The 20,204-nt window shown below is 62.1% G+C and carries 18 protein-coding genes; 12 read left to right on the plus strand and 6 right to left on the minus strand.

Annotated elements, in window-relative coordinates:
* Nucleotides 1-152 precede the first annotated feature (152 nt).
* The 4 genes from ABSE61_RS17235 to ABSE61_RS17250 all read left to right on the plus strand — a co-directional run bounded on the left by ABSE61_RS17235 (nucleotide 153) and on the right by ABSE61_RS17250 (nucleotide 5,561).
* A complete protein-coding gene (locus tag ABSE61_RS17235) occupies nucleotides 153-1,709 on the plus strand; it encodes an efflux transporter outer membrane subunit (protein ID WP_423872330.1) in 1,557 nt (518 codons plus the stop codon).
* Nucleotides 1,710-1,734: 25 nt separating this feature from the next.
* Nucleotides 1,735-2,430, plus strand: a complete 696-nt coding sequence (locus tag ABSE61_RS17240) for a response regulator transcription factor (protein WP_423872331.1) — start codon at nucleotides 1,735-1,737, stop codon at nucleotides 2,428-2,430.
* Nucleotides 2,423-3,772, plus strand: a complete 1,350-nt coding sequence (locus ABSE61_RS17245) for a sensor histidine kinase (protein ID WP_423872332.1) — start codon at nucleotides 2,423-2,425, stop codon at nucleotides 3,770-3,772. The genes ABSE61_RS17240 and ABSE61_RS17245 overlap by 8 nt, the downstream gene beginning before the upstream one ends.
* Nucleotides 3,773-3,899: 127 nt before the next feature.
* Nucleotides 3,900-5,561, plus strand: coding sequence for an ATP-grasp domain-containing protein (locus ABSE61_RS17250; protein WP_423872333.1), 1,662 nt, complete (start codon nucleotides 3,900-3,902; stop codon nucleotides 5,559-5,561).
* Between the two features lie 118 nt (nucleotides 5,562-5,679).
* Here the strand turns inward: ABSE61_RS17250 and ABSE61_RS17255 are convergent, their stop codons facing one another.
* From ABSE61_RS17255 to ABSE61_RS17265, 3 genes are all read right to left on the minus strand, one after another.
* Nucleotides 5,680-5,955, minus strand: coding sequence for a hypothetical protein (locus ABSE61_RS17255; RefSeq protein WP_423872334.1), 276 nt, complete (start codon nucleotides 5,953-5,955; stop codon nucleotides 5,680-5,682).
* Between the two features lie 223 nt (nucleotides 5,956-6,178).
* Entirely contained in the window at nucleotides 6,179-7,192 is a 1,014-nt protein-coding gene (locus tag ABSE61_RS17260) for an aldo/keto reductase (RefSeq protein ID WP_423872335.1), read from the minus strand.
* Between the two features lie 74 nt (nucleotides 7,193-7,266).
* Nucleotides 7,267-7,695 (minus strand): PaaI family thioesterase, encoded by a 429-nt coding sequence (locus ABSE61_RS17265; RefSeq protein WP_423872336.1) that lies wholly within the window; start codon nucleotides 7,693-7,695, stop codon nucleotides 7,267-7,269.
* Between the two features lie 152 nt (nucleotides 7,696-7,847).
* On the opposite strand from ABSE61_RS17265, the gene ABSE61_RS17270 reads away from it, so the two are divergent.
* Together ABSE61_RS17270 and ABSE61_RS17275 are read left to right on the plus strand one after the other, a co-directional pair.
* Nucleotides 7,848-8,828: a Bug family tripartite tricarboxylate transporter substrate binding protein gene (locus ABSE61_RS17270; RefSeq protein WP_423872337.1), complete on the plus strand. Its 981-nt coding sequence runs from the start codon at nucleotides 7,848-7,850 to the stop codon at nucleotides 8,826-8,828.
* Nucleotides 8,829-8,888: 60 nt separating this feature from the next.
* Nucleotides 8,889-10,079, plus strand: coding sequence for a hypothetical protein (locus ABSE61_RS17275; RefSeq protein ID WP_423872338.1), 1,191 nt, complete (start codon nucleotides 8,889-8,891; stop codon nucleotides 10,077-10,079).
* Between the two features lie 135 nt (nucleotides 10,080-10,214).
* Here the strand turns inward: ABSE61_RS17275 and ABSE61_RS17280 are convergent, their stop codons facing one another.
* On the minus strand, nucleotides 10,215-10,514 hold the full coding sequence (locus tag ABSE61_RS17280) for a hypothetical protein (RefSeq protein ID WP_423872339.1): 300 nt from the start codon (nucleotides 10,512-10,514) through the stop codon (nucleotides 10,215-10,217).
* Nucleotides 10,515-10,749: 235 nt separating this feature from the next.
* On the opposite strand from ABSE61_RS17280, the gene ABSE61_RS17285 reads away from it, so the two are divergent.
* Complete coding sequence (locus tag ABSE61_RS17285; protein ID WP_423872340.1) at nucleotides 10,750-11,226, plus strand: hypothetical protein; 477 nt, start codon at nucleotides 10,750-10,752, stop codon at nucleotides 11,224-11,226.
* Nucleotides 11,227-11,289: 63 nt separating this feature from the next.
* Here ABSE61_RS17285 and ABSE61_RS17290 read toward each other — a convergent pair whose 3' ends face one another.
* Nucleotides 11,290-12,462: a beta-propeller fold lactonase family protein gene (locus ABSE61_RS17290; RefSeq protein WP_423872341.1), complete on the minus strand. Its 1,173-nt coding sequence runs from the start codon at nucleotides 12,460-12,462 to the stop codon at nucleotides 11,290-11,292.
* A gap of 28 nt (nucleotides 12,463-12,490) precedes the next feature.
* Nucleotides 12,491-13,786 (minus strand): MFS transporter, encoded by a 1,296-nt coding sequence (locus tag ABSE61_RS17295; RefSeq protein WP_423872342.1) that lies wholly within the window; start codon nucleotides 13,784-13,786, stop codon nucleotides 12,491-12,493.
* 130 nt (nucleotides 13,787-13,916) lie between these two features.
* Here ABSE61_RS17295 and ABSE61_RS17300 point away from each other — a divergent pair, with 130 nt between their 5' ends.
* The 5 genes from ABSE61_RS17300 (at nucleotide 13,917) to ABSE61_RS17320 (ending at nucleotide 19,984) form a co-directional block, all read left to right on the plus strand.
* A complete protein-coding gene (locus ABSE61_RS17300; protein WP_423872343.1) occupies nucleotides 13,917-14,720 on the plus strand; it encodes an SDR family NAD(P)-dependent oxidoreductase in 804 nt (267 codons plus the stop codon).
* Nucleotides 14,721-14,914: 194 nt separating this feature from the next.
* On the plus strand, nucleotides 14,915-15,688 hold the full coding sequence (locus tag ABSE61_RS17305; protein ID WP_423872344.1) for a lysozyme inhibitor LprI family protein: 774 nt from the start codon (nucleotides 14,915-14,917) through the stop codon (nucleotides 15,686-15,688).
* A gap of 252 nt (nucleotides 15,689-15,940) precedes the next feature.
* Nucleotides 15,941-17,299, plus strand: coding sequence for a tetratricopeptide repeat protein (locus tag ABSE61_RS17310; RefSeq protein ID WP_423872345.1), 1,359 nt, complete (start codon nucleotides 15,941-15,943; stop codon nucleotides 17,297-17,299).
* A gap of 156 nt (nucleotides 17,300-17,455) precedes the next feature.
* A complete protein-coding gene (locus tag ABSE61_RS17315) occupies nucleotides 17,456-19,366 on the plus strand; it encodes a propionyl-CoA synthetase (protein WP_423872346.1) in 1,911 nt (636 codons plus the stop codon).
* Nucleotides 19,367-19,705: 339 nt separating this feature from the next.
* Entirely contained in the window at nucleotides 19,706-19,984 is a 279-nt protein-coding gene (locus ABSE61_RS17320; protein WP_423872347.1) for a hypothetical protein, read from the plus strand.
* Nucleotides 19,985-20,204: the final 220 nt, after the last annotated feature.

Consider the following 20,204-nt stretch of genomic DNA (forward strand, 5'->3'; position numbering starts at 1 on the left):
GACATCAAAGCCGCACCAAAATTTGCCGAAACTCTCAAAATTTGCCGGGCGGGTTGACGCCGGTGCAGCGGACGACATCCTATCGGCGGTATCTGGCGTCTCGCGCCTGTCGACGGGCATCGCGTCTGGAATAGGTGCATGAGAGTCCAACCATGAGGGTTCAACGTCTCGCATGTTTGGTCGTCTGCGCCGTAGCGCTGGCGGGATGCTCGCTGGGCCCGGAATACTTCACGCCGGACGCAGCGCTTCCCGTCAATTTCGTGACCGCGCCGGCGGGGGAGGGGCTGCCGTCAGGCGGCGCCAGCCCCGAGCTATGGCAATGGTGGCGGACGCTGCACGATCGTCAGCTCAACGAGTTGATCGAGCTTGCGATCCAGAACAATCTCGACCTCAAGATCGCGCTCGATCGTTTGCAGCAGGCGCGGCTGCAACTGATCGTGCTCGGCGCGCAAGAACTGCCGCAGCTCAACGGCGGCGTTGGCGCCGGCACCGGCACCGGCACCGACGAAACCAAAGGCAGGGTCGCGCAGGCCTTGCGCGACGGCGACAACAACACGGGCCTCAAGAAGATCACGGGCGTCGGCGGTCTCGATGCGGAGTGGGAAATCGACATTTTCGGCAAGATCGCGAGCCGCATCGAGGCGCAGGTCTATACCGCCGAGGCGCTGAAGGAGGCGCGGGACTGGGTCTATGTGGTGATGGCGGCCGACGTCAGCCGTCTTTATTTCGACCTTCGTGCGCGCCAGGACCGCCTGCAAATCCTCTACCACAACATCGAAGCGTCGCGGAAGGTGCTGGACCTCGCCCAGACCCGCCTCGACCGCGGGTTGACCAATGAACTGGACGTGCTGCTTGCGAAGCGTCAGGTCGAGACGTTGCAGGCGGACGTCGAACCGCTGAAGGCGCAGATTGCCGCCAATGCTTACGCGATAGCTGTTCTGGTCGGCGACTATCCGGAAAACATGTCCCGCCGTCTGCAACGGCCGAGCGCGGTGCCACGCCTGCCGGCCCGGGCGCCTGCCGGAACTCCCGTCGACTTGTTGCGCCGCCGTCCCGATATTCGCGAGGCCGAGCGCCTTCTCGCAGCCTCTGTCGCCGATATCGGCGCCCGGACGGCGGACCTGTTCCCAAGCTTGGCGATCACCGCCGGCGCGGGTGCGCAGGCCGGTCCAAAATCAGGCTCGGGTATTCCGATCACCTGGATAGGATCGGTGGGTCCAACTCTCGATGCCCCGATCCTGGACTTCGGGGCGCTGGACGCCAAGATCGAGATCGCCGACTACCGGGCCCATGAACTTGCGGCCGTCTACAAGCGATCGATCCTCACGGCGATCCAGCAAGTGGACGAGGCGAACGCCGCCTATCAGGCCTTCCGTCAAAGCGTGCGCAGCCTCGACCTCGCGCTCGAGGCCGCCCGTCAGGCGACGCGGGTGGCGACGGAGCGTTACGATCGCGGCCTGACCGACTTCCTCAACGTGCTGGACGCCGAACGGCAGCAATTCACCCTGGAGCAACAACGTGCCGAAGTCGTCCGGCTTGCCGGAGATAGTTTTGTGGCGCTCTATAAGGCGCTCGGCGGCGGCTGGCCGCCGGATGAAGTCATCCCGTCGATCAGGCGTCCGGACCCTGCGGTGATCGCGGCGGTCAAACGTCTCGCTCAGGACCCGCCGCATCTGCGGCCGCCTCCGCCCCCGGGACTGACGCCTTGACGTGAGGTAAGGGATCGCGCCCTTGATGAACCAAGCTGAGACCCACCCGCAAACCATCGTGCTCGTCGAGGACGAGGACGCGATGGCGGCCGAGATCAAGGGTGAGCTTGAAAGCAAGGGCTACTTCGTGCGGATAGCCTCTATCGCGCAAGCCGCCGATGCGGCGCGGGTGGGCGATGCCGCTGTCATGGTCATGGACCGGATCGTTTTCGGCGAAGACAGCCTCAAGACGCTGGAGGTCTTGCGCAAGGAAGGCGTCAAGGTGCCCGTGCTGGTGATCTCGGCCTTGTCGTCCGTCGATGAGAAGGTCAAGGGCCTGAAAGCCGGCGGCGACGATTACCTGACCAAGCCATTTGCGATGGTCGAGCTTTCTGCGCGGGTGGAGGCGATGCTGCGCCGCCTCGACGACGTGCGCACCACGAAATTACATGTCGGCGATCTCGAAATGGATTTGATCGAGAAGACCGTCCATCGCGGCGATGCGAGGATCGATCTGTTGCCACGCGAGTTTCGCCTTCTGGAATATTTTCTGCGTCATCCCGGACGGGTCATCACGCGCGCGATGCTGTTGCAGGAGGTCTGGCAGTATCATTTCTCGCTCGAGACCAACGTCGTCGACGTCCACATCAGTAATTTGCGGAAAAAGATCGACACCAAGGGGTCGCCCTCGCTGATCGTGAATATACGCGGCGCGGGGTTCATGCTGAATGCGAATGCTTGAATTTTTCCGTTCCTCGGCGGTGCGCGTCGCGCTCGCCTTCGTGCTCGTCACCACGCTGGCGACCACGGCGGTGTTCGCCCTGGTGTATTTCCGGATTGGCGAAGCGAACGAGGCAAGAAACCGCCTCATTCTCGAAACCGAAGCCGCCAAGAGCGTCAATCGCTCCGTCGAGGAGTTGAGGAACGCCTTTGAGGTCAGGCTGACCAACGACCTGCGGCGCATCGACTATGCGGCGCTGTTCGACGCCAATCACAGGTTCATGTTCGGCAACATCGAAGCGCTGTTGCCGATTCCGCTGGATGGCACATCTCATTTCATCGCCGCCGCCCACGTGCCCGGCAGTGTTGATCGTCTTGAGCCCGCGATTTTTGTGGCGCGCGTGCGATCCGACGGCACCATCATGCTGCTGGGCCGAAGCCTGTTAGAGACCCTGGCCTTCCGCCGCATCGTGCAAAGCGCGCTTCTGACCGGACTGGCTCCGATGCTGCTGCTCGCGCTCGCGATCGGCGCCTATTTCGCCCGCCGCTCGTCGCGACGCCTTACCGCCATTCATGACGCGATCGACCGCATCATGAAGGGGGACACGGATTTGCGCCTGCCGGTCGGCTCCCAGCACGACCCGATCGCCGCGATATCGCGGGACGTCAACCTGATGCTTGACGAGATCGGCCGGCTGCTGGTGCAGCTCAAGGGGGTGGGCGATAATATCGCGCACGACCTGCGCAGCCCGCTCGCCGTCGTCCATGCCCAACTCGAGCGCGGACTTGAAAGTTCGAACGACGAGCAATTGCGCAGCGTCGCGAAACAGGCGCTGGCCTATATTGACAAGGCCATGCTGACGGTGGCTGCGCTGTTGCGCCTGGCCGATGTCGAATACGGTCCGAAATCGCGCAGCTTCGGATCGATCGATCTGTCGGCGATCTGCGCCGACCTGTTCGAATTCTACGAACCGCTGGCGGAATCGAAATCGATCAAGATGACGATGGAAACCCACTCTCCGGTTCAGATCGTGGGCGACGGCGATCTGATGCGCGAAGCGGTATCGAACCTGATAGGCAACGCGATCAAGTTCACGCCTGAAAACGGCGTCGTCAGCATCTCGGTGATCCGCGAGGACGGCCTGCCGGTGGTGCGGGTGCGCGACAGCGGGATCGGCGTCGAGCCGGCGGAACGCGACAAGATATTTCAGCGGTTTTATCGCACATCCAGCGGCCATCGCGTGCCCGGCAGCGGGCTTGGCTTGAGCATCACCGCCGCCATCGCCAATCTGCACGAATTCGACCTGCGATTTAACGACAACAATCCCGGCACGGTGTTCGAGATGGTCGGCCGCCGGAAGTAGCGGCCGCACGGCAGCCGGGAACAGCAGCAGAGTAAGAGTCTGTTAACCAAGAATTGGCAAAGCTGAACACCAGCTTTTCGGCCGAAAATTTCGGCTAACTCTCTGTTTCCGGACACAATTGGCAACTATGCAGACACCCCAACCCGTCAGCGCTTCCCCGGATCCGGATGCCACCGGTTCCATCGCCCAGCAGCAACTGCGTATCGGTCTGGCTTTGTACCGTGAGGGAAAAGCCGCGGACGCCATCGCCGCATTTCAGCATGGTCTGCTCGAGGCCGAGAAGGCCGGCACCGAATCCACCGAGACGCTGTCCGAACTGCACGCCAAGCTTGGCAACGTGGCCGCAGCCAGCGGCGATTTCGAGCTCGCAAGCGTCAATTATCATGCGGCACTGACCATCGCGCCGCATCTGACGAATTGCTGGTGCAGCTTCGGCGACCTGTATTTGAGGTGCGGGCAGCACCAGAGGGCGATCGATCTCTACCTTCAGGCCTTGAAGCTAAATCCGCGGCATTGGGCGGCGCGCGCCAACATGGTTCAGGCGCTGATGGCCGCCAAGCAATATCTCATTGCGAAAGCGATCCTGATCGAGTTGAAGGGCGAGCGCCCGCAGGACGCGCGCATCCACCATCTGCTCGGCAAAACCCTTTTCGAGCTGAACGAAATAGCGCCGGCGATCGCAAGCTTTCAGGAGGCGGTGGCCCTCAATCCGCAGGATGCCGAGAGCATCAACTGGATCGGGGCACTCAAGCAGACGACCGGCGACGATGAGGCCGCCCAAGCCGCTTATGCGGAAGCAGCGCGGATCCAGCCTCTGATCAGCCGCCCTGCCGCCAAGCAGCCGGCGGACTTTCGCGTGCTGGCGCTATACGCGCCGTTCGGCGGCAATACGCCGACTGAATATCTGTTTCAGGACGCGTTTTTCGATACCGATACGCTGTCGCTGTTTGCCTCGCGTGAATACGACACGGCAACGCTTGGCCGGAATATCCAGCTCGTGATCAATCTGGTTTCGGATGCCGACCAGACGGAAGCGTTGTTGCCGCTGGCGGCTGAGCTGGTAGACCGGCTCGGCCTGCCGACGCTCAACCATCCGCGCCGGGTGCAGCAGACGACGCGGGATGCGGTCGCTCACCTGCTTCAGGGAATTCCCGGTTGCCGCGTCCCACAAGCTCTGAGGCTGAAGGCCGGCGCAGATTGTTCGGAAGCGGCGCTGAAGGCGATGTTGCCGTTTTCCTCAGTGGCTCTCGCCCGGCCCGTCGGCACCCATGGCGGCGACGATTTCGAGAAAGTCGAGGATGTCGCTGCGCTTGCGGCTTTTCTGTCGCAGCGTCCCGATCACGACCATTATCTGATCGAATATATCGACTACCTTTCCGCCGACGGCAATTTCCGGAAATACCGGTTCATTTTCGTCGACGACCAGATTTTGCCTTATCACCTCTGCATCGGGCGTGACTGGAAGCTGCATCACATCAACACCGACATGGCTCATCAGCCGTGGATGCAGCAGGAGGAAGCGGCGTTTCTGGATGATTCCGCCGCCGTGTTCGGGCCAGCCCAATTTGAGGCGCTGCACGAAATCCGTAGGCGCGTCGGTCTCGATTATTTCGGAATCGATTGCGGGCTCGACGCATCGGGAAATGTCGTCGTGTTCGAGGTCAACGCCTCGATGCTGGTTCACGCCCGCAACGAGGGCTTCCTGTACAAGACGCCGGCGGTGGAGCGCGTCAAGCGTGCCTATGATGCGATGTTGCGCAAGCTTGCGGCTGGAACTGCCTCGAACTGAACCGCCTCGAACGGAAGCGCTTCACGCGGACGTCTGCTAGTGTCCCGATTCCGAAGTTCGTAGCATTTTACGGAGCCGCGTTTCGAACTTCTGAGCCGCCACAGGATACGTCCGACAGCTACTTCATTTCCTGCACTTCCAGCATGGCTTTCAGCGTGCCTTCGCTGAGGCGCCCCTGCGGGTGCTGCGGTTTGCGCTCGGCGCCCTCGATCTCGGAAAAGTTTTGCGGCGGAGGACGGTTGATGATCGGCGCCGGCTGGCCGGTGCCACCTGCCTCGTGCGCATCGGCCAGCTCGTCGAGCATGCCGATGCCGATGCGGCGCTTTTTCTCGACCTTCTTCGGCTTCGGCGGCGGCGTGTAGATGATCGGCGGCAGCGTGTGATGTTTTGACATGTTTGATTCCTTCGGTGAGGAACGCAACGCAACCGAAACGAAAATAGGCAAGGCCAACTAAGCAAACCTCAGGCCAGATAAATTACCTTTATAAATCAACGGTCAATTGCGCCGGCGCGGTTAAGACCCCGGCAAGCTTTGCCCGCCGACGGGCAGTGAATTCCGCAAACGTTTCCGATGATTTCTGGAGTTCCGAACCGATGGGAACTTCAAATTCACCGCGCTAGACCGCCGTCCGCGCTTTCCGGCCCTCGATCGGATATTGCGGATCGTTGTAGCCGGGCGTCGAGGGATGGCCGCTGACCACCAGCCGGTCGATCAAAGCCTCGTCCTCGGCGGTGAAGCGATATTCGAGCGCGCGCACGTAATCGTCCCACTGCTCTTCGGTGCGGGGGCCCGCGATCACGCCGGTGATGAAGGCGCTGTTGAGCACCCAGGCGACGGCGAACTGGCCGGCAGTGATGCCGCGCGCCTCGGCATGCGTACGAATCTCCTGCGCGAGCTTCAGCGATTCCGGCCGCCACTCGGTCTGCATCATGCGCGTGTCGCTGCGTCCCGCGCGCGTGTCCTTGTCGGGCGCGGCGTCCGGGCTGTATTTGCCGGTCAACACGCCACGCGCGAGCGGACTATAGGGCACGATGCCGAGCCCGTAATAACCGCAAGCCGGGAAGTGCTCGACCTCCGGCATGCGGTTCATCGCGTTGTAATAAGGCTGGCTGACGATCGGGCGGTCGATACCGAGGTCATCGCAGATGTTGCAGATTTCGGCGACGCGCCAGGCGCGATAGTTCGAGACGCCGAAATATCGCACCTTGCCCTGCCTGATCAATTCGCCCATCGCGCGCACGGTCTCCGCCAGCGGCGTCGAATGATCTTCCTTGTGCAAATAATAGATGTCGATGTAGTCGGTGCCGAGCCGCTTGAGGCTCTCGTCGGCGGCCTGCAGCACCCAGCGCCGTGACAGGCCGCCGCGATTGGGATCGTCGCCCATCTGATTGGCGAGCTTGGTCGCAAGCACCCACGCCGGCCGGTTGTTGGAGATGGCGCGGCCGACCACCGTCTCCGATCCGCCATTCGAATAGGCGTCCGCGGTGTCGATGAAATTCACGCCGGCCTCGCGCGCTTTGGCAACGATCCGCGTCGAGGTGGCCTCATCGGCCGGGCCGCCGAACATCATGGTGCCGAGGCAGATCGGCGAGATTTTCAGGCCGCTGCGGCCAAGTTGACGATATTCCACGGACGCGTTCCTTTCCGATTTAGATTGTCATTCCGGGGCGATGCATAGCACCAGACCGGAATGACTGCGAAACACTAGCTACCGTCTTTCAGGATCTTGAAGACGCCGCTTGCGGCCGCGACACAACGGCCCTCCGCCACCACCTCGGTGTGAGTGAAGATCAGCGTGTGCGTGACGCGGATCACGCGCGGCTTGGCGATCAGAAGCTCGCCGATCTGGCCCGCGTCGATGAAGTGCACGTCCATCTGAACCGTGGCGAGCGTCGGCCGGCCGGAAACCAGACGCGCGATCATGCCGGAGGCGCGGTCGGCCAGCGTCATCAACACGCCGCCCTGAACCCGGCTGCGGCGGTTGTGGTGTTTGTCCTCGGCGAAGATCGCGTATTCGTGATTGCCTTCGACGACGCGCTCCCACAACGGGCCGATCAGATTCAGGAACCCGCTGGTTTCGACCACGGTCCAGCCGTCAGCCTTGAGCTTCTCGTCGGCCATTTCTGTCGTCATCAGGGGCTTTTTTCCGGAGCGCGGGTTTAACTGGATTTCCCGGTCATTTCATCAATCGATGGTGCCACTTAGTCAAGCGGAATGGCCGCCTTGCGAAGGCCCTCTCTTTCGACGACGATGGCGAAAACGAGAAATATAGGGGAGGTTGGCCCATGCGCGGTTTCTGCGCGTCGCTTTCGATGGTGCTGCTGGCGTTCGGCCTTGGCGGCAACCTCAATGCTGCCCGCGCGCAAACCTATCCGAACCGCAACATCACGCTGGTGGTCCCGTTTCCGCCCGGAGGTTCCACCTCGATCGTCGGTCGCGTAGTCGCCGACAAGATGAGTCAGTTGCTCGGCCAGAGCATCGTCGTCGACAACAGGGGCGGTGCCGGCGGCACGGTCGGCGCCAAGGCGGTCGCCAAGAGCGAGCCCGACGGTTACACGCTTCTGGCCGGATACACCGGCACGCTTGCGATCGGGCCCTCGCTCTACCGCAATGCCGGCTACGACCCGCGCAAGGATTTCGAGCCGATCGGCGCGATCGGATGTTCTCCGTCCTCGCTGGTGGTGCATCCGTCGTTTCCCGCCAGGACCGTGGCCGAGTTGATCGCCTATGCCAAGGCCAATCCGGGCAAAGTCAATTTCGGCTCCGCCGGCGTCGGTACGGTCGGTCATATCACCGGCGAATATTTTGCTCATGCGACCGGCATTCATCTCGTTCACATTCCCTACAAGGGAACGGGACCCGCGTTGGGCGATCTGTTGGGCGGCCATATTCCGATGTCGTTTTCGCCGATCGCCACGACCGCCGGCAACGTCAAGGCCGGCCTGTTGCGCGGCCTTGCCGTGACGTCCGTCCATCGCAATACATTATTGCCTGATGTGCCGACGATGATCGAAGCTGGCGTGCCGGACTTCGACGCATCGTTGTGCTACGGCCTGGTGGCGCCAGCGGGCACGCCACGTCCCGTCATCGATCGGCTCAACGAGGCATTGCGGTCAGCGCTCGCCTCCGAAAAGGTGAAAAAGCAGCTGGAGCTTGACGGAACCGAGATCACGCCAAGCACGCCGGAACAATATGCCGACTTCATCGACAAGGATGAGAAGAAGTGGTCGGAGCTCGCCAAGGCGAGTGGTGTCGAGCCGGAGTAAGTGCGGCCTTAGGACAAAAGGCGTTCCCATTTTCGCCCTTCAATGTTCTAGAATCCGGCCATGCCACATCAAATGATTCGTCTCGGCACAGGATTTTTTGCGCTCGCGCTGTCCTTAAGCGCGTTGCCGGCGCAGGCGATCGATGGCGTGACGCCTGCAACCAATGCCATGGCGCAGGCCGCTTCGCCTTATGCGATCTCGGAATATCGAAGGCTGCTGCAGCAATATCAGGAAGTGCACGGGGCGTTCGAGGAAGAGGCCGGCGCCTATTGGAGTGCGATCACGGAGAAGCGTCGCGGCCGCAACGCCAAGCGGCGCGAGCATCTCGCCGTCACGCTCGACGACTATGTGCTGACGCAGCCGCCTGTTTATACCGGGCCGAAGCGGCCAGTGAATCCCGAGCCTGAAGCGGAGCCTGAAAAAAAGCCTCGCCAGTACAAACCTATTCCTGTCGTGAGCGATCTGCTGCAGGCTGCGAACGAGCAGTTCCAGTGGACGCCGCAAAAGCCTTCAAGCGAGGTCGAATTCAAACGCGCCTATGCGCGCTACGCGCAAGCCGCTGGCCTGACGCGCGAGCAGGCGGTACGGGTCTATTCGTTCGAGACCGGGGGCACTGGAAATTACGATGTGCAGGCGGGAATAGAGCATGGCGGCAAGCGTGCGATTTCGACCGCGATGGGCTATAACCAGCTCCTCACCACCAACAGCGTCGAGTTGATGGCCGAGCAGGGCCGGGAATTCGTCAAAGAACTGACGGCAAGAGCAGCAAGCCTGTCAGGCCCGCCGCGCCAGGCGATGGACCGCAAGATCGCGGTGCTGAAGAAGATGGTGGCGTTTACGCGCTCCGTGCCGGACGACTGGTCGGCGCACGAGAAACTCGCCGATACGCCGCAGGGCTGGGCGGTTCACGCCATGGTGCTCGATATCGACGTCGGGCCGATGCTGCAAACCCACAAGCTTCTCACCTCGGTGATCTTTGCGCGCGCCAAGGGTTACACCCGCCCGCTCTCGGCCGCCGAACTCGAGATGATGAACTTGACCGGCGACGGAACCGGCCTCGACATGGTGACCATGCCGCAGGCGATGCGGGAACAGGTGCCGACCTCGAATTTTTTTCAGCGCAACGGCTATGAGCGCAATCCGGTGGCGATCCGGCATAATACGGTCGCGAAACTGCTCGCGATCACCGATAACCGGATGGATTCCAACAGCAACCTGCCCGGTGCCAGGGAGTTGGCGGCGGCGTTCTGATTTTTTGCGCCAAGCCAGCCGTCATGCCCCGCGCAGGCGGGGCATCCAGTAATCCGCGCTGATGAAATAAGCCACGGTCGGTCCGGGCGTACTGGATCATCCGCTTTCGCGGATGATGACATCGACACCGATGGCTCAGTTCGATCCGAACATGAACTTGCCGTCGCCCTCCAGATAGGGGCCGGTCCGCATATAGAGCTGTCCGTTCTGTCCGATGAAGAACAGCGTGCCCTTCGGCACCTTCTTGGCGCCTTTCAGGAGCGCGCCGGCATTGCTGGTCCCCATCTTGTAGGCGAAGGTCTTGCCTTCCTTGTCATAGCCATAGCCCATGTCCGGCTTCAGCTCCCAGGCCACCGGCGGTTCGGCGAAGGCCGGCACCGAAAGTGCTACGAGCGTGGCTGCCACCATCAGCGGTTTGATCGAAAATTGCGTCATCTCGTTTCATCCTCCCAGACAAGATTTCCCTCACATCGCACGCGGTCCGTCTTGAACAATCAACTTGAACAAATCACGAACGCCGTCGGCCCGCCAACACGACGCGATAGGACAGGAATGTGAGAAGCTGAACAACTAGACTTTGTGATTCCCTGTCTCTCGCTTCGCGTCTATCTTCCTGCCGACTTTAGTCTCGAACGCAGACACGCAGGAAAGCGTGACGGGGATGATTCGGATGAACCATATTGTCAAGATCGGTTTTGTTGCGGCGTTGTTTCTGCCGTTGTCGGATGCGGTGCGCGCCGACGACTTCAGGCTCAGCAACAACCAGCGTATTTCCTGCAGCCGGGGCCTGTCCGCCGGCAAACTCAACACCGCGACCTGCAAGTCCTACGCCTATGTCTTCAACACCAAGACCTCGGAATATTTCCGCTGCCAGGTCACGCTGGCGCTGACGCGCGACAACAAGGAAGTGATCAACGTTCAGACCGACGGCGGCTGCACCAAGAAGCCGCGCGTGTTCGATACCGACTCCGATTATTCCTTCGACGCCACCGAGACCGAACCGCCGAACACCAATTCGTTCTTCGGGCCCGGCGGCTATTCGATCTGGGTCAGCGACAACGCCAAGCAGAAGGTGCGTGGCTGCATCACCATCAGTTCGGGGCTTGGGTCGGACATCTCGAAATGTCTCGACATGACATTTCAATGACGCCGGCTGATCGCTAACCCTCTCCCGGGTGCGGGAGAGGGCGTTATCCTGATCACGGCCGGCTCAGTGCCCCATCCGGGCCGAGGCCGGATGGCCGGGCACCTTGAAGCGCTTGCCGGTGTTGGTGACCCAGGTGCCGTCGACTTTCAGGATCGAGAAGTCCTGGTCCATGTAATTTCCGGCGAGAAGATATTTGCCGTCCGGCGTGAAGACGACCGCCTCGGGCAATCCGCCGACCTCGATATCCTGGGTCTTGGTCACTTTCTTGCCGTCGATCTTCAGGATCGAGAGGCTGCCGTTCTTGTTGTAGAAGAACGCCTTCTTGTTGCCGTTCGAACCTCGGAGGATCGCGGCGACCGCAAGGTCGCCCTTGGGCGACATCGCAAGCCCCTCCGGTCCATCGCCGACCACGACACGATCGATGATCCGCGGCGGATTTACCTCCATATCGATGACGCTCGTGGTATCGACGTTGCCGTCGGAAGCGCCTGAGTTGCCGTTGTCCGAGGTCAGCGCGATCTTGCTGTTGGGCGTGACCACGACGTTGTAGGGCCATTGGCCGGTCGGCAGGTCGACCTTGTTGTAGGTCACCTTGTCGCCGACGACGTCGAGCACCGACACCTTGTGGGCGGGGAATCTCGCCACCAGCGCGTGTTTGCCGTCGGGTGTGAAAATCACATGCGCGACGCTGTCGGGAAAGGTGATGGTGTCGGTGACCTTGACGTCGGTGCCGTTGACCGACAGCACGCTGATCGAGTTGTCGGCGCGATTGGCAACCAGCGCCATCTTGCCCGACGGGCTGAAGCTCAAGCCTGAAGGCTGTTTGCCGCCGGTGACGGTAGCGGCAAGCTTCGGCGGATTGGCTTTCAGGTCGATGACGAAGATCTTGTTGTCCGGCACCTGTTTCAGCGTATCGCCGTCCTTGACGACATCGACGGAGTCGGCAACCAGCGCAACCGAGCCTGTGGGATCGATGTCGAGATTGACGGGCGGTCCGACCACGGAATTCTCAAGCGGCAGGGTTGCTACGATCTTGGGATCTTCGGGGTTGGCGAGATCGACGATCAGGACGGAATCGTTGCCCGGGGCGGACAGGATGGTCTTGCCCTCGTCGTCCCACGTCACCTTCTCGTCGATGCCGACGATCATGAAAGGCTTGGCACAAGCAAAACTGACACCGGCGCCGCACAGCATCGCGGTCGCAAGCGCAAATCGGGCGGTACGAAAGACAGGCATATTGGCATTCTCCCAATGGGACCAGCCTCTAACGGGCGGGTTCGCGGGCGGAGATTACGCGGGCAGCGCTCTCGTTGCTAGTGTTTGGGATTCGACCTTGGTATGGCGCGGCGGTTGGTTTTGTCTCGGGCATCATGGCGGCGAACAGGCCGAGGCCAATCGCCGCGATGGCTGCGAGTGAGAAGAATGCCGCGTCATAGCCGGCCTTGACCACGATGAAGCCCGCGACGCCGGTGCTCAGCGCGGCGCCCACACCGGTTGCGGTGGCGATGGCGCCCTGGCTGACGTTGAAATGGCCGGTGCCATGGGTGAGGTCGGCCACCACGAGCGGAAATAGCGCGCCGAAAATGCCGGCGCCGACACCGTCGAGCAATTGCACCGACACCAGCCAATACGGATTGTCGGAAATCGGATAGAGCGCGCCGCGCAGCGCCAGTACGGCGAGCGCTGCGGCAAAGATCGGCTTGCGGCCCCAGGAATCCGCGTTGCGTCCGACGATCATGGCCACCGGGATCATGACTATCTGGGCTGCGATGATGCAAACCGACATCAGCGTTGTGCCGAGGTTCCGGTTGACCAGAGCGAGTTTCTGGCCGACCAGCGGCAGCATCGCCGCATTGGCAAAATGAAACATCACGGTCGCCACTGCGAAAATCAGGAGCGGACGGCAGGTCAACAGCGCCTGGTAGCCCGACGGCTGGTCAGGGGATGCAGGTTCGTCGCCGTCGCGATGCGCGAGGCCCCGCGCGATATCGTCGTCGATCGCCTCACGCGGTATCGACAGCGTCGCCGCCACGCTCGCCAGCGCCATCGCGCCGATCAGCCAGAATACCGTCACGGGCCCGTAGAAATAGGCTGAAATGCCCGCGATCGCGGCCGCCGTAGCGTTTCCGGCGTGATTGAAGGCCTCGTTGCGGCCGACGCGTCCGGCGAAAGCCCCAAACCCGACGATGCCGAGTGACAATGCGGCGACGCCGGGCGCAAAGATGCTGCCGGCGGCGTGCGCCACCACCTGCGTTGCGGCAACGAATGGAAACTGATCGACCAAAGGAAGCGCAAGGCACGCCCCGGTCACTCCGATCGCGGCCGCGGCCATCCAGCCGCGCTTGGCCCGGCTGCGGTCGATCAGGGCACCGGCCGGTGTTTGCGCCAGGATGCCTGCCAGCATCGCCAGCGACATCACCGCGCCGATCCGGGCTTCGTCCCACTTCCGTTCGGTCAGGAGATAGATGGCGAGATAAGGGCCAAGGCCGTCGCGCACGTCGGCGAGAAAGAAATTCAGCGCATCCAGCCTGCGCCCAACGCTTTTTTCAGCCTGCCGCAAGCTCGTTTGTCCCTGTTGATGCTTTCCAACGGCGGACGCCGCTGCGGGTTCCGGAAACTCAGCCTGCAGGATCGAACGGGTTGACCGCGGGCTTCCGTGCGGCCACCTTCGCGAAAACGGGAGATGGCGCGTGGGACGACTGGAGGGCAAGACAGCGATCGTGGTCGGCGCAGGTTCGATCGGGCCGGGCTGGGGCAATGGCAAGGCAACCGCCGTAACCTTTGCGCGCGAAGGCGCGCAGGTGCTGTGCGTCGACCGCAACGCGGCTGCTGCGGCTGAGACCGCCGGGATCATCGCGAGCGAGGGCGGCAAGTCCGCGAGCTTCGCGGCGGACGCCTCGCGCGTCGACGACGTCGCGGCGATGGTGGCTTTCGGCCTGAAGACCTATGGCCGTATCGACGTGCTCGACAACAATGTCGGCATTGCCGAGACCGGCAACGTGGTGGACGTTGCCGAGGCCGACTGGGACCGGGTGTTCGCCGTCAACCTCAAGAGCGCCTACCTTGCCATGAAGCACGTCATTCCGGTGATGGCGGCGCAGGGCGGCGGCTCGATCATCAATATTTCATCGATCGCCTCGATCCGGCATCTCGGCATTTCCTATGTCACATATGCAACCACTAAGGCGGCGATGAACCAGATGACGCGCACGACGGCCGTGGAATTCGCCGCGCAAAAGGTCCGCGTCAACGCGATCCTGCCGGGACTGATGAAGACGCCGATGGTCGAACATTCGGCGGGTCTCGCCGCGAGCTATGCCAAAGGCGACGTGCAAGCGATGTGGCGCGCGCGTGACGCCCAGGTGCCGATGGGGCATATGGGCGAGGCTTGGGACGTCGCCAACGCCGCGCTGTTTCTCGCCTCCGACGAATCGAAATATGTCACCGGCATCGAGCTCGTGGTCGATGGCGGGATCACGCTGAAAGTGACTTAGTGTGACCCTCCTGCGTTCCCCGGATGCTGCGCACCGCCATAAGCGCGTTCACGCGGGTCTTTCGACGCGCTATGTCTTGCGGTGTGGTGCGTTGCTGATCCGGGGTACTTGGTGCAAAGGAAGGTGTGGGTCCCGGCTCTGCGGGGCAGCGCAATAGCGCTGCGCCGCGTCCGGGACACGAGGTGGGTTAGTCGATGCGACGTCACACAACTCTGATAGTTGGAGCAGCAATCACGGCTGCCATATGCACGTTGTCAGCCGGTTTTGTCCTGGCTGCCACGAGCGAGCCCACCGGCGAACAGATCGATTCGGCGCCCTGCACGGCCGCGTTGACGGCAGCCGACGACGACAAGATCATCGCCTCCTGTGGCGCCCTGATCGGCAACGACAAGGCGCCGAAAGCCGATCGCGTCAAAGCCGCGATCGCGCGCGCCGCAGCCTATGACCGCAAGGGCGAGATCGAGCGTGCGATCGGCGACGACGATATCGCGTTGCGGCTCGACGCGACGCAGGCCGACGTATTCAACGCGCGCGGCGAGCTGTTGCGCCGAAAAGGCGACCGGGTGCATGCGCTCTCCGATTTCGGGACTGCGGTAAAACTCGACCCCAATCACGTCGGCGCGCGGGCCAATTACAAATTGCTGTCGCTGGAGGTCGAGCGCATCGGCGCGATGATGGCGGTCAACAACAAACCGAGCTTCAACTGTGCGGCCGCCAGGCGCCCGGTCGAAAAGGCGATCTGCGCCAATCCCGAACTGGCCAATCTCGATCGCGAGATCAACGCCGTGAATACCAAGGTGGTCCGCCAGGCCGGGCAGAGCGATCCCCGCACTGGGCGTGCCATGCAGCGCGAGCAGGACGACTTCCTCGCCCGGCGTACCGCCGAATTTGGACGGTCAGACTTCGACCTGCAAAAGATGATGCGGGACCGGCTCGACCATCTGCTGGCGCTGGTGGGCCGATTCTAGCATTCGCATCCCCTCTCGGTAGCCACTTCTGCGGATGCTCGAATCACAGGCCCACCAGAAACTTAAATTTGCAGTGGAGTTTAGGATTTGACATTAGCTTGGTGAACTCGCGGCCAGACTGGCAGCGAATGTCAAATCCACTCCACCGGCGCAACGTTAACCTCATCTCCGCTTGAACCTCGCGAGGAGTTGTCGCGACAAACGGCTCACATCGGCAATTCGCGCCGAGTGCCCCGTCATGAAGATCTGGTCATGCGAACTTTTGCCTCGCCATTGGCTGCCGTGGCCGTTCTGGCCGCAGCCGGTCTTTATTCCACTGTGGCGCGCGCCGAGTCGACCGGTGAGCCGCCGGTCATCTGCGCCGCGCACGCGGACGCAACGCCGTCGAAACTGATCGATAGCTGCGCCACGCTGATCGACAATCCGGCGACACCGGACGCCGACCGTCTCAATGCGATGGTCGTGCAGGCAATGGCGCGCCACAACAATGGGCAGACCGACAAGGCGCTCGACGAACTCGATCACGTCATCGCCGAGAGCCCCAGTCCCGCGCACGCCTTCCGGGCGCGCGGCGAAATCCTGCGTCAGCAGCGCCAGACTGTAGAGGCGTTTGGCGCGCTGAACGAGGCCATCCGGCTCGAGCCGGACAATGCCGAGGGTTATGAAATCCGTGCCAACATCTTCAACAACACCGGCAAATACGACCGCGCGATCGAAGACTATAACGAGGCGCTGCGGCTGAAGCCGGATTTCGCACTGGCCTATGCCGATCGCGGCGCCGCCTGGTATTTCAAGGGCGAATATCAGAAGGCGGTTGCCGACGACGACCAGGCCATCAAGCTCGATCCGAACCGGGCGCAAACCTACACCAACCGCGGCGCGGCCTACCGTAAACTAGGCAACATCCAGCACGCGCTCGATGATGAGACGGCCGCGATCCGGATCGACCCGTCGAAACCGGAATTCTTCGACAACCGGGGCCTCGACCTCGCCGGCAATGGCGATTACGCCAGCGCGATCGCCGATTACGATCAGGCGATCAAAATCCGCCCGCGGGCGAATTTCCTGACCAACCGCGGCGACGCCTATCAGGCGATGAAAAACTACGAGCGCGCGATCGCGGACTACGATGCGGCATTGAGTCTCGATCCGAAGTTTCAACGCGCCTACAACAATCGCGGCGCGGCCTGGCGCGGCAAGGGTGATCGCGCCCGCGCGCTTGCGGACTACGCCGAAGCGGTCCGTCTCAACCCGTCCGACGCCACCGCCGCCGGCAATTACAAGGATGTTTCACTCCAGATCGAGCGATTGAACGGGCTCGCCGATCACAAGAACCTGCCGAGTTTTAGTTGCGCCGTCGCCAAACTTCAGGTCGAAAAGGCGATCTGCGCCGATCCTGGACTAGCGCAATTGGACCGCGAGATGAACGATGCCTTCTTGAGGGCGGTCGCGAGCGCCGAAAACGACAGCCACCGCACAACACTGAACCTGACCCAGGCACAGCGCAGGTTCATTGCCGAGCGCAATGCTCAATTCGGCCGGCCCGGCTATGACCTACGCCAGGCGATGGCGGAGCGGGCCGATCGCCTCGGCGCCACCTCGAAACCATAGGCTTTAGCTGAAGGGCTTGATCTCGCCCCGCTTCCCATCACAATAAGCTATCTAAGAAGTGGCCCGATTTGATCCATCTCATGGCTTGGCGCGTCGACGTCGCCAAGGTGGACGTTTCGCAGGACCACCGGCACTTGCGTCGAATGGGAGGACGCCATGAATATTCAACACAAGAGTACCTATCACGAGGTCCATGCACGCTCGCTGCGTGACCCCGAGGGCTTTTGGGGCGAGGCGGCGCGCGAGATCGACTGGATCAAACCGGCGGAGAAAGTATTCGATTCCTCGCTCGGCCTTTACGGCCGCTGGTTTACCGGCGCTGTCGTCAACACCTGCTACAACGCGCTCGATCGCCATGTCGAGCGCGGGCGCGCCGGTCAGCTGGCGTTGATTCACGATTCGCCGCTCACGGACCGCATCACCAAATTCACCTACGTGGAATTGTTGCACGAGGTGAAGACGCTCGCCGGTGTCATGGTTGATTTCGGCATCACCAAGGGCGATCGCGTCATCATCTACATGCCGATGGTGCCCGAAGCCGTGGTCGCGATGCTGGCCTGCGCACGGATCGGCGCGGTGCATTCGGTGGTGTTCGGCGGCTTTGCCGCGAAGGAACTCGCAACCCGGATCGATGACGCCGCGCCGAAACTGATCTTTTCCGCAAGCTGCGGCATCGAGCCCGGCCGCATCGTGTCCTACAAGCCGCTGCTGGATGAAGCGATCAAGCTCGCCAACGTGAAGCCTGAGGCCTGCATCATCCTGCAACGGCCGCAGCAACTTTGCGAATTGATCGCGGGCCGCGATCACGACTGGACGGCGTTGCGCGAGGCCGCGATCAAGGCAAAAAAATCCGCCGATTGCGTGCCGGTACTCGCAACCGATCCGCTCTACATTCTCTACACGTCGGGCACGACGGGCCGGCCCAAAGGCGTGGTGCGCGACAATGGCGGACATCTGGTGGCGCTGAAATGGTCGATGTTCAATCTCTACGGCATCAAGCCCGGCGAGGTCTGGTGGTGCGGTTCGGATATCGGCTGGGTGGTCGGCCACAGCTACATCGTCTACGGCCCGCTGTTTCATGGGGCGACCTCGATCATGTATGAGGGCAAGCCGGTCGGCACGCCCGATGCCGGCGCGTTCTGGCGCGTGATTGCCGAACACAAGGCGGTGGCGCTGTTCACCGCGCCGACCGCGTTCCGCGCGATCCGGAAAGAAGATCCGGAAGGGAAATTCATCCGGCAATACGATCTCTCGACATTCCGTACGCTGTTTCTGGCCGGCGAGCGCGCCGACCCGCCGACGGTGGAATGGGCGGAGACGCAATTGAAAGTGCCTGTGATCGATCACTGGTGGCAGACCGAAACCGGCTGGTGCATCGCCGGCAATCCGGTGGGCCTGGGGCAGCTGCCGGTCAAGCACGGTTCGCCGACGGTGCCGATGCCGGGTTACCAAATTGAGGTGGTGGATGAAGCCTCAAAGCCCGTCCCGCCAAACACCATGGGCTCGATCGTGATCAAGCTGCCGATGCCGCCGGCGTGTCTTCCGACGCTGTGGCAGCAGGACGAGCGCTGCAAGGAGGCCTATTTCAATGAGTTTCCCGGCTACTACAAGACCTCCGACGCCGGCTACATGGACGAGGACGGCTATGTCTTTGTGATGGGCCGTACCGACGACATCATCAATGTCGCCGGCCACCGGCTCTCCACCGGCGGCATGGAGGAGATTCTGGCCTCGCATCCGGACGTGGCCGAATGCGCGGTGCTCGGCATCAAGGATGCGATCAAGGGCGAGGTGCCTTGCGGCTTCCTGGTACTGAAGGCCGGCGTTGCGCGCAAGCCGGTGGACATCGAAAAGGAGATCGTGGCGCTGGTGCGCGAAAAGCTCGGCCCCGTCGCGGCGTTCAAGCTCGCGATCACGGTCGGCCGCCTGCCGAAGACCCGTTCGGGCAAAATCCTGCGCGGCGCCATCAAGAAGATCGCCGACGGCGAGGCATGGACCATGCCCGCCACCATCGAGGATCCCAAGGTGCTGGACGAAATCACGGAGGCGTTGCAGGGAAGGGCGTGAGGCTCCTGCCGTCATTGCGCTGACGTCATGCCGGGGCAGCCCGCAATGGCTGAGCCCGGAATCCATGGTGCCGCATGAATGCACTGAGAAATGGATTCTCGGGTGCGCAATTGCACCATAGTTCGCGCTATCGCGCGCCGCGGAATGACAACGTGAGAGAGTCTGAATTGCTTCCGCCTACGCGTTCAGACGCTTCGGCGGACTCCAAGCGCGGCATAGCTCGCAAAGCGAGCGACGGCGTGTCGTCGCGTTGGCTCGCAATGACGAATATCTGCGTGACGGCGGCTTACAAATCCCACATTTCGGGCTACACCTGTCGCCGACATCACGGGATTTGGCATGCGGTTTGATACCTTGAGGCTTCCGGTCGTGGTTGCGCTGATGGCGCTCGCGCTTTGCTCCTGTGCCCGTCGCGGAGAGATGCCGGCCAACAATGCGGCACTCGCCGAGGACGATGACACCTTCTGCCGCGCCGGCGGCAAGGTCGCTTCCGGTTCACCCGAATATGTCGCCTGCCGCAGGGACCGCGATGCCCAGCGCGGCAACGCCATCGATCGCGCCGACAAGAAGCAGCGCGACCTCGGCGAATACATGCTCAACAATCCGACCAAGCCTTAAGAAACCAGGGCGCGAACCCATAAATTCAGTCGCCTTGGCTGGTGTCCGCTGTTGCTCGCACAACGGACTCATCTCGGAGATTAGGCCATTTCCGAAAAGTGCCGATTTTGTTGCAGAAGTCGGCTGCACCGATGGGTGCGCGGCAGTCATCCGGCTGAGATCGCCCGGCTTTGTCTGCCGGCGTTGACGCTCTCTACGCAACTTCGACGCTACGCAGTGC

This window comes from Bradyrhizobium sp., from assembly GCF_049519115.1.
In the GTDB taxonomy this organism is placed as follows: domain Bacteria; phylum Pseudomonadota; class Alphaproteobacteria; order Rhizobiales; family Xanthobacteraceae; genus Bradyrhizobium.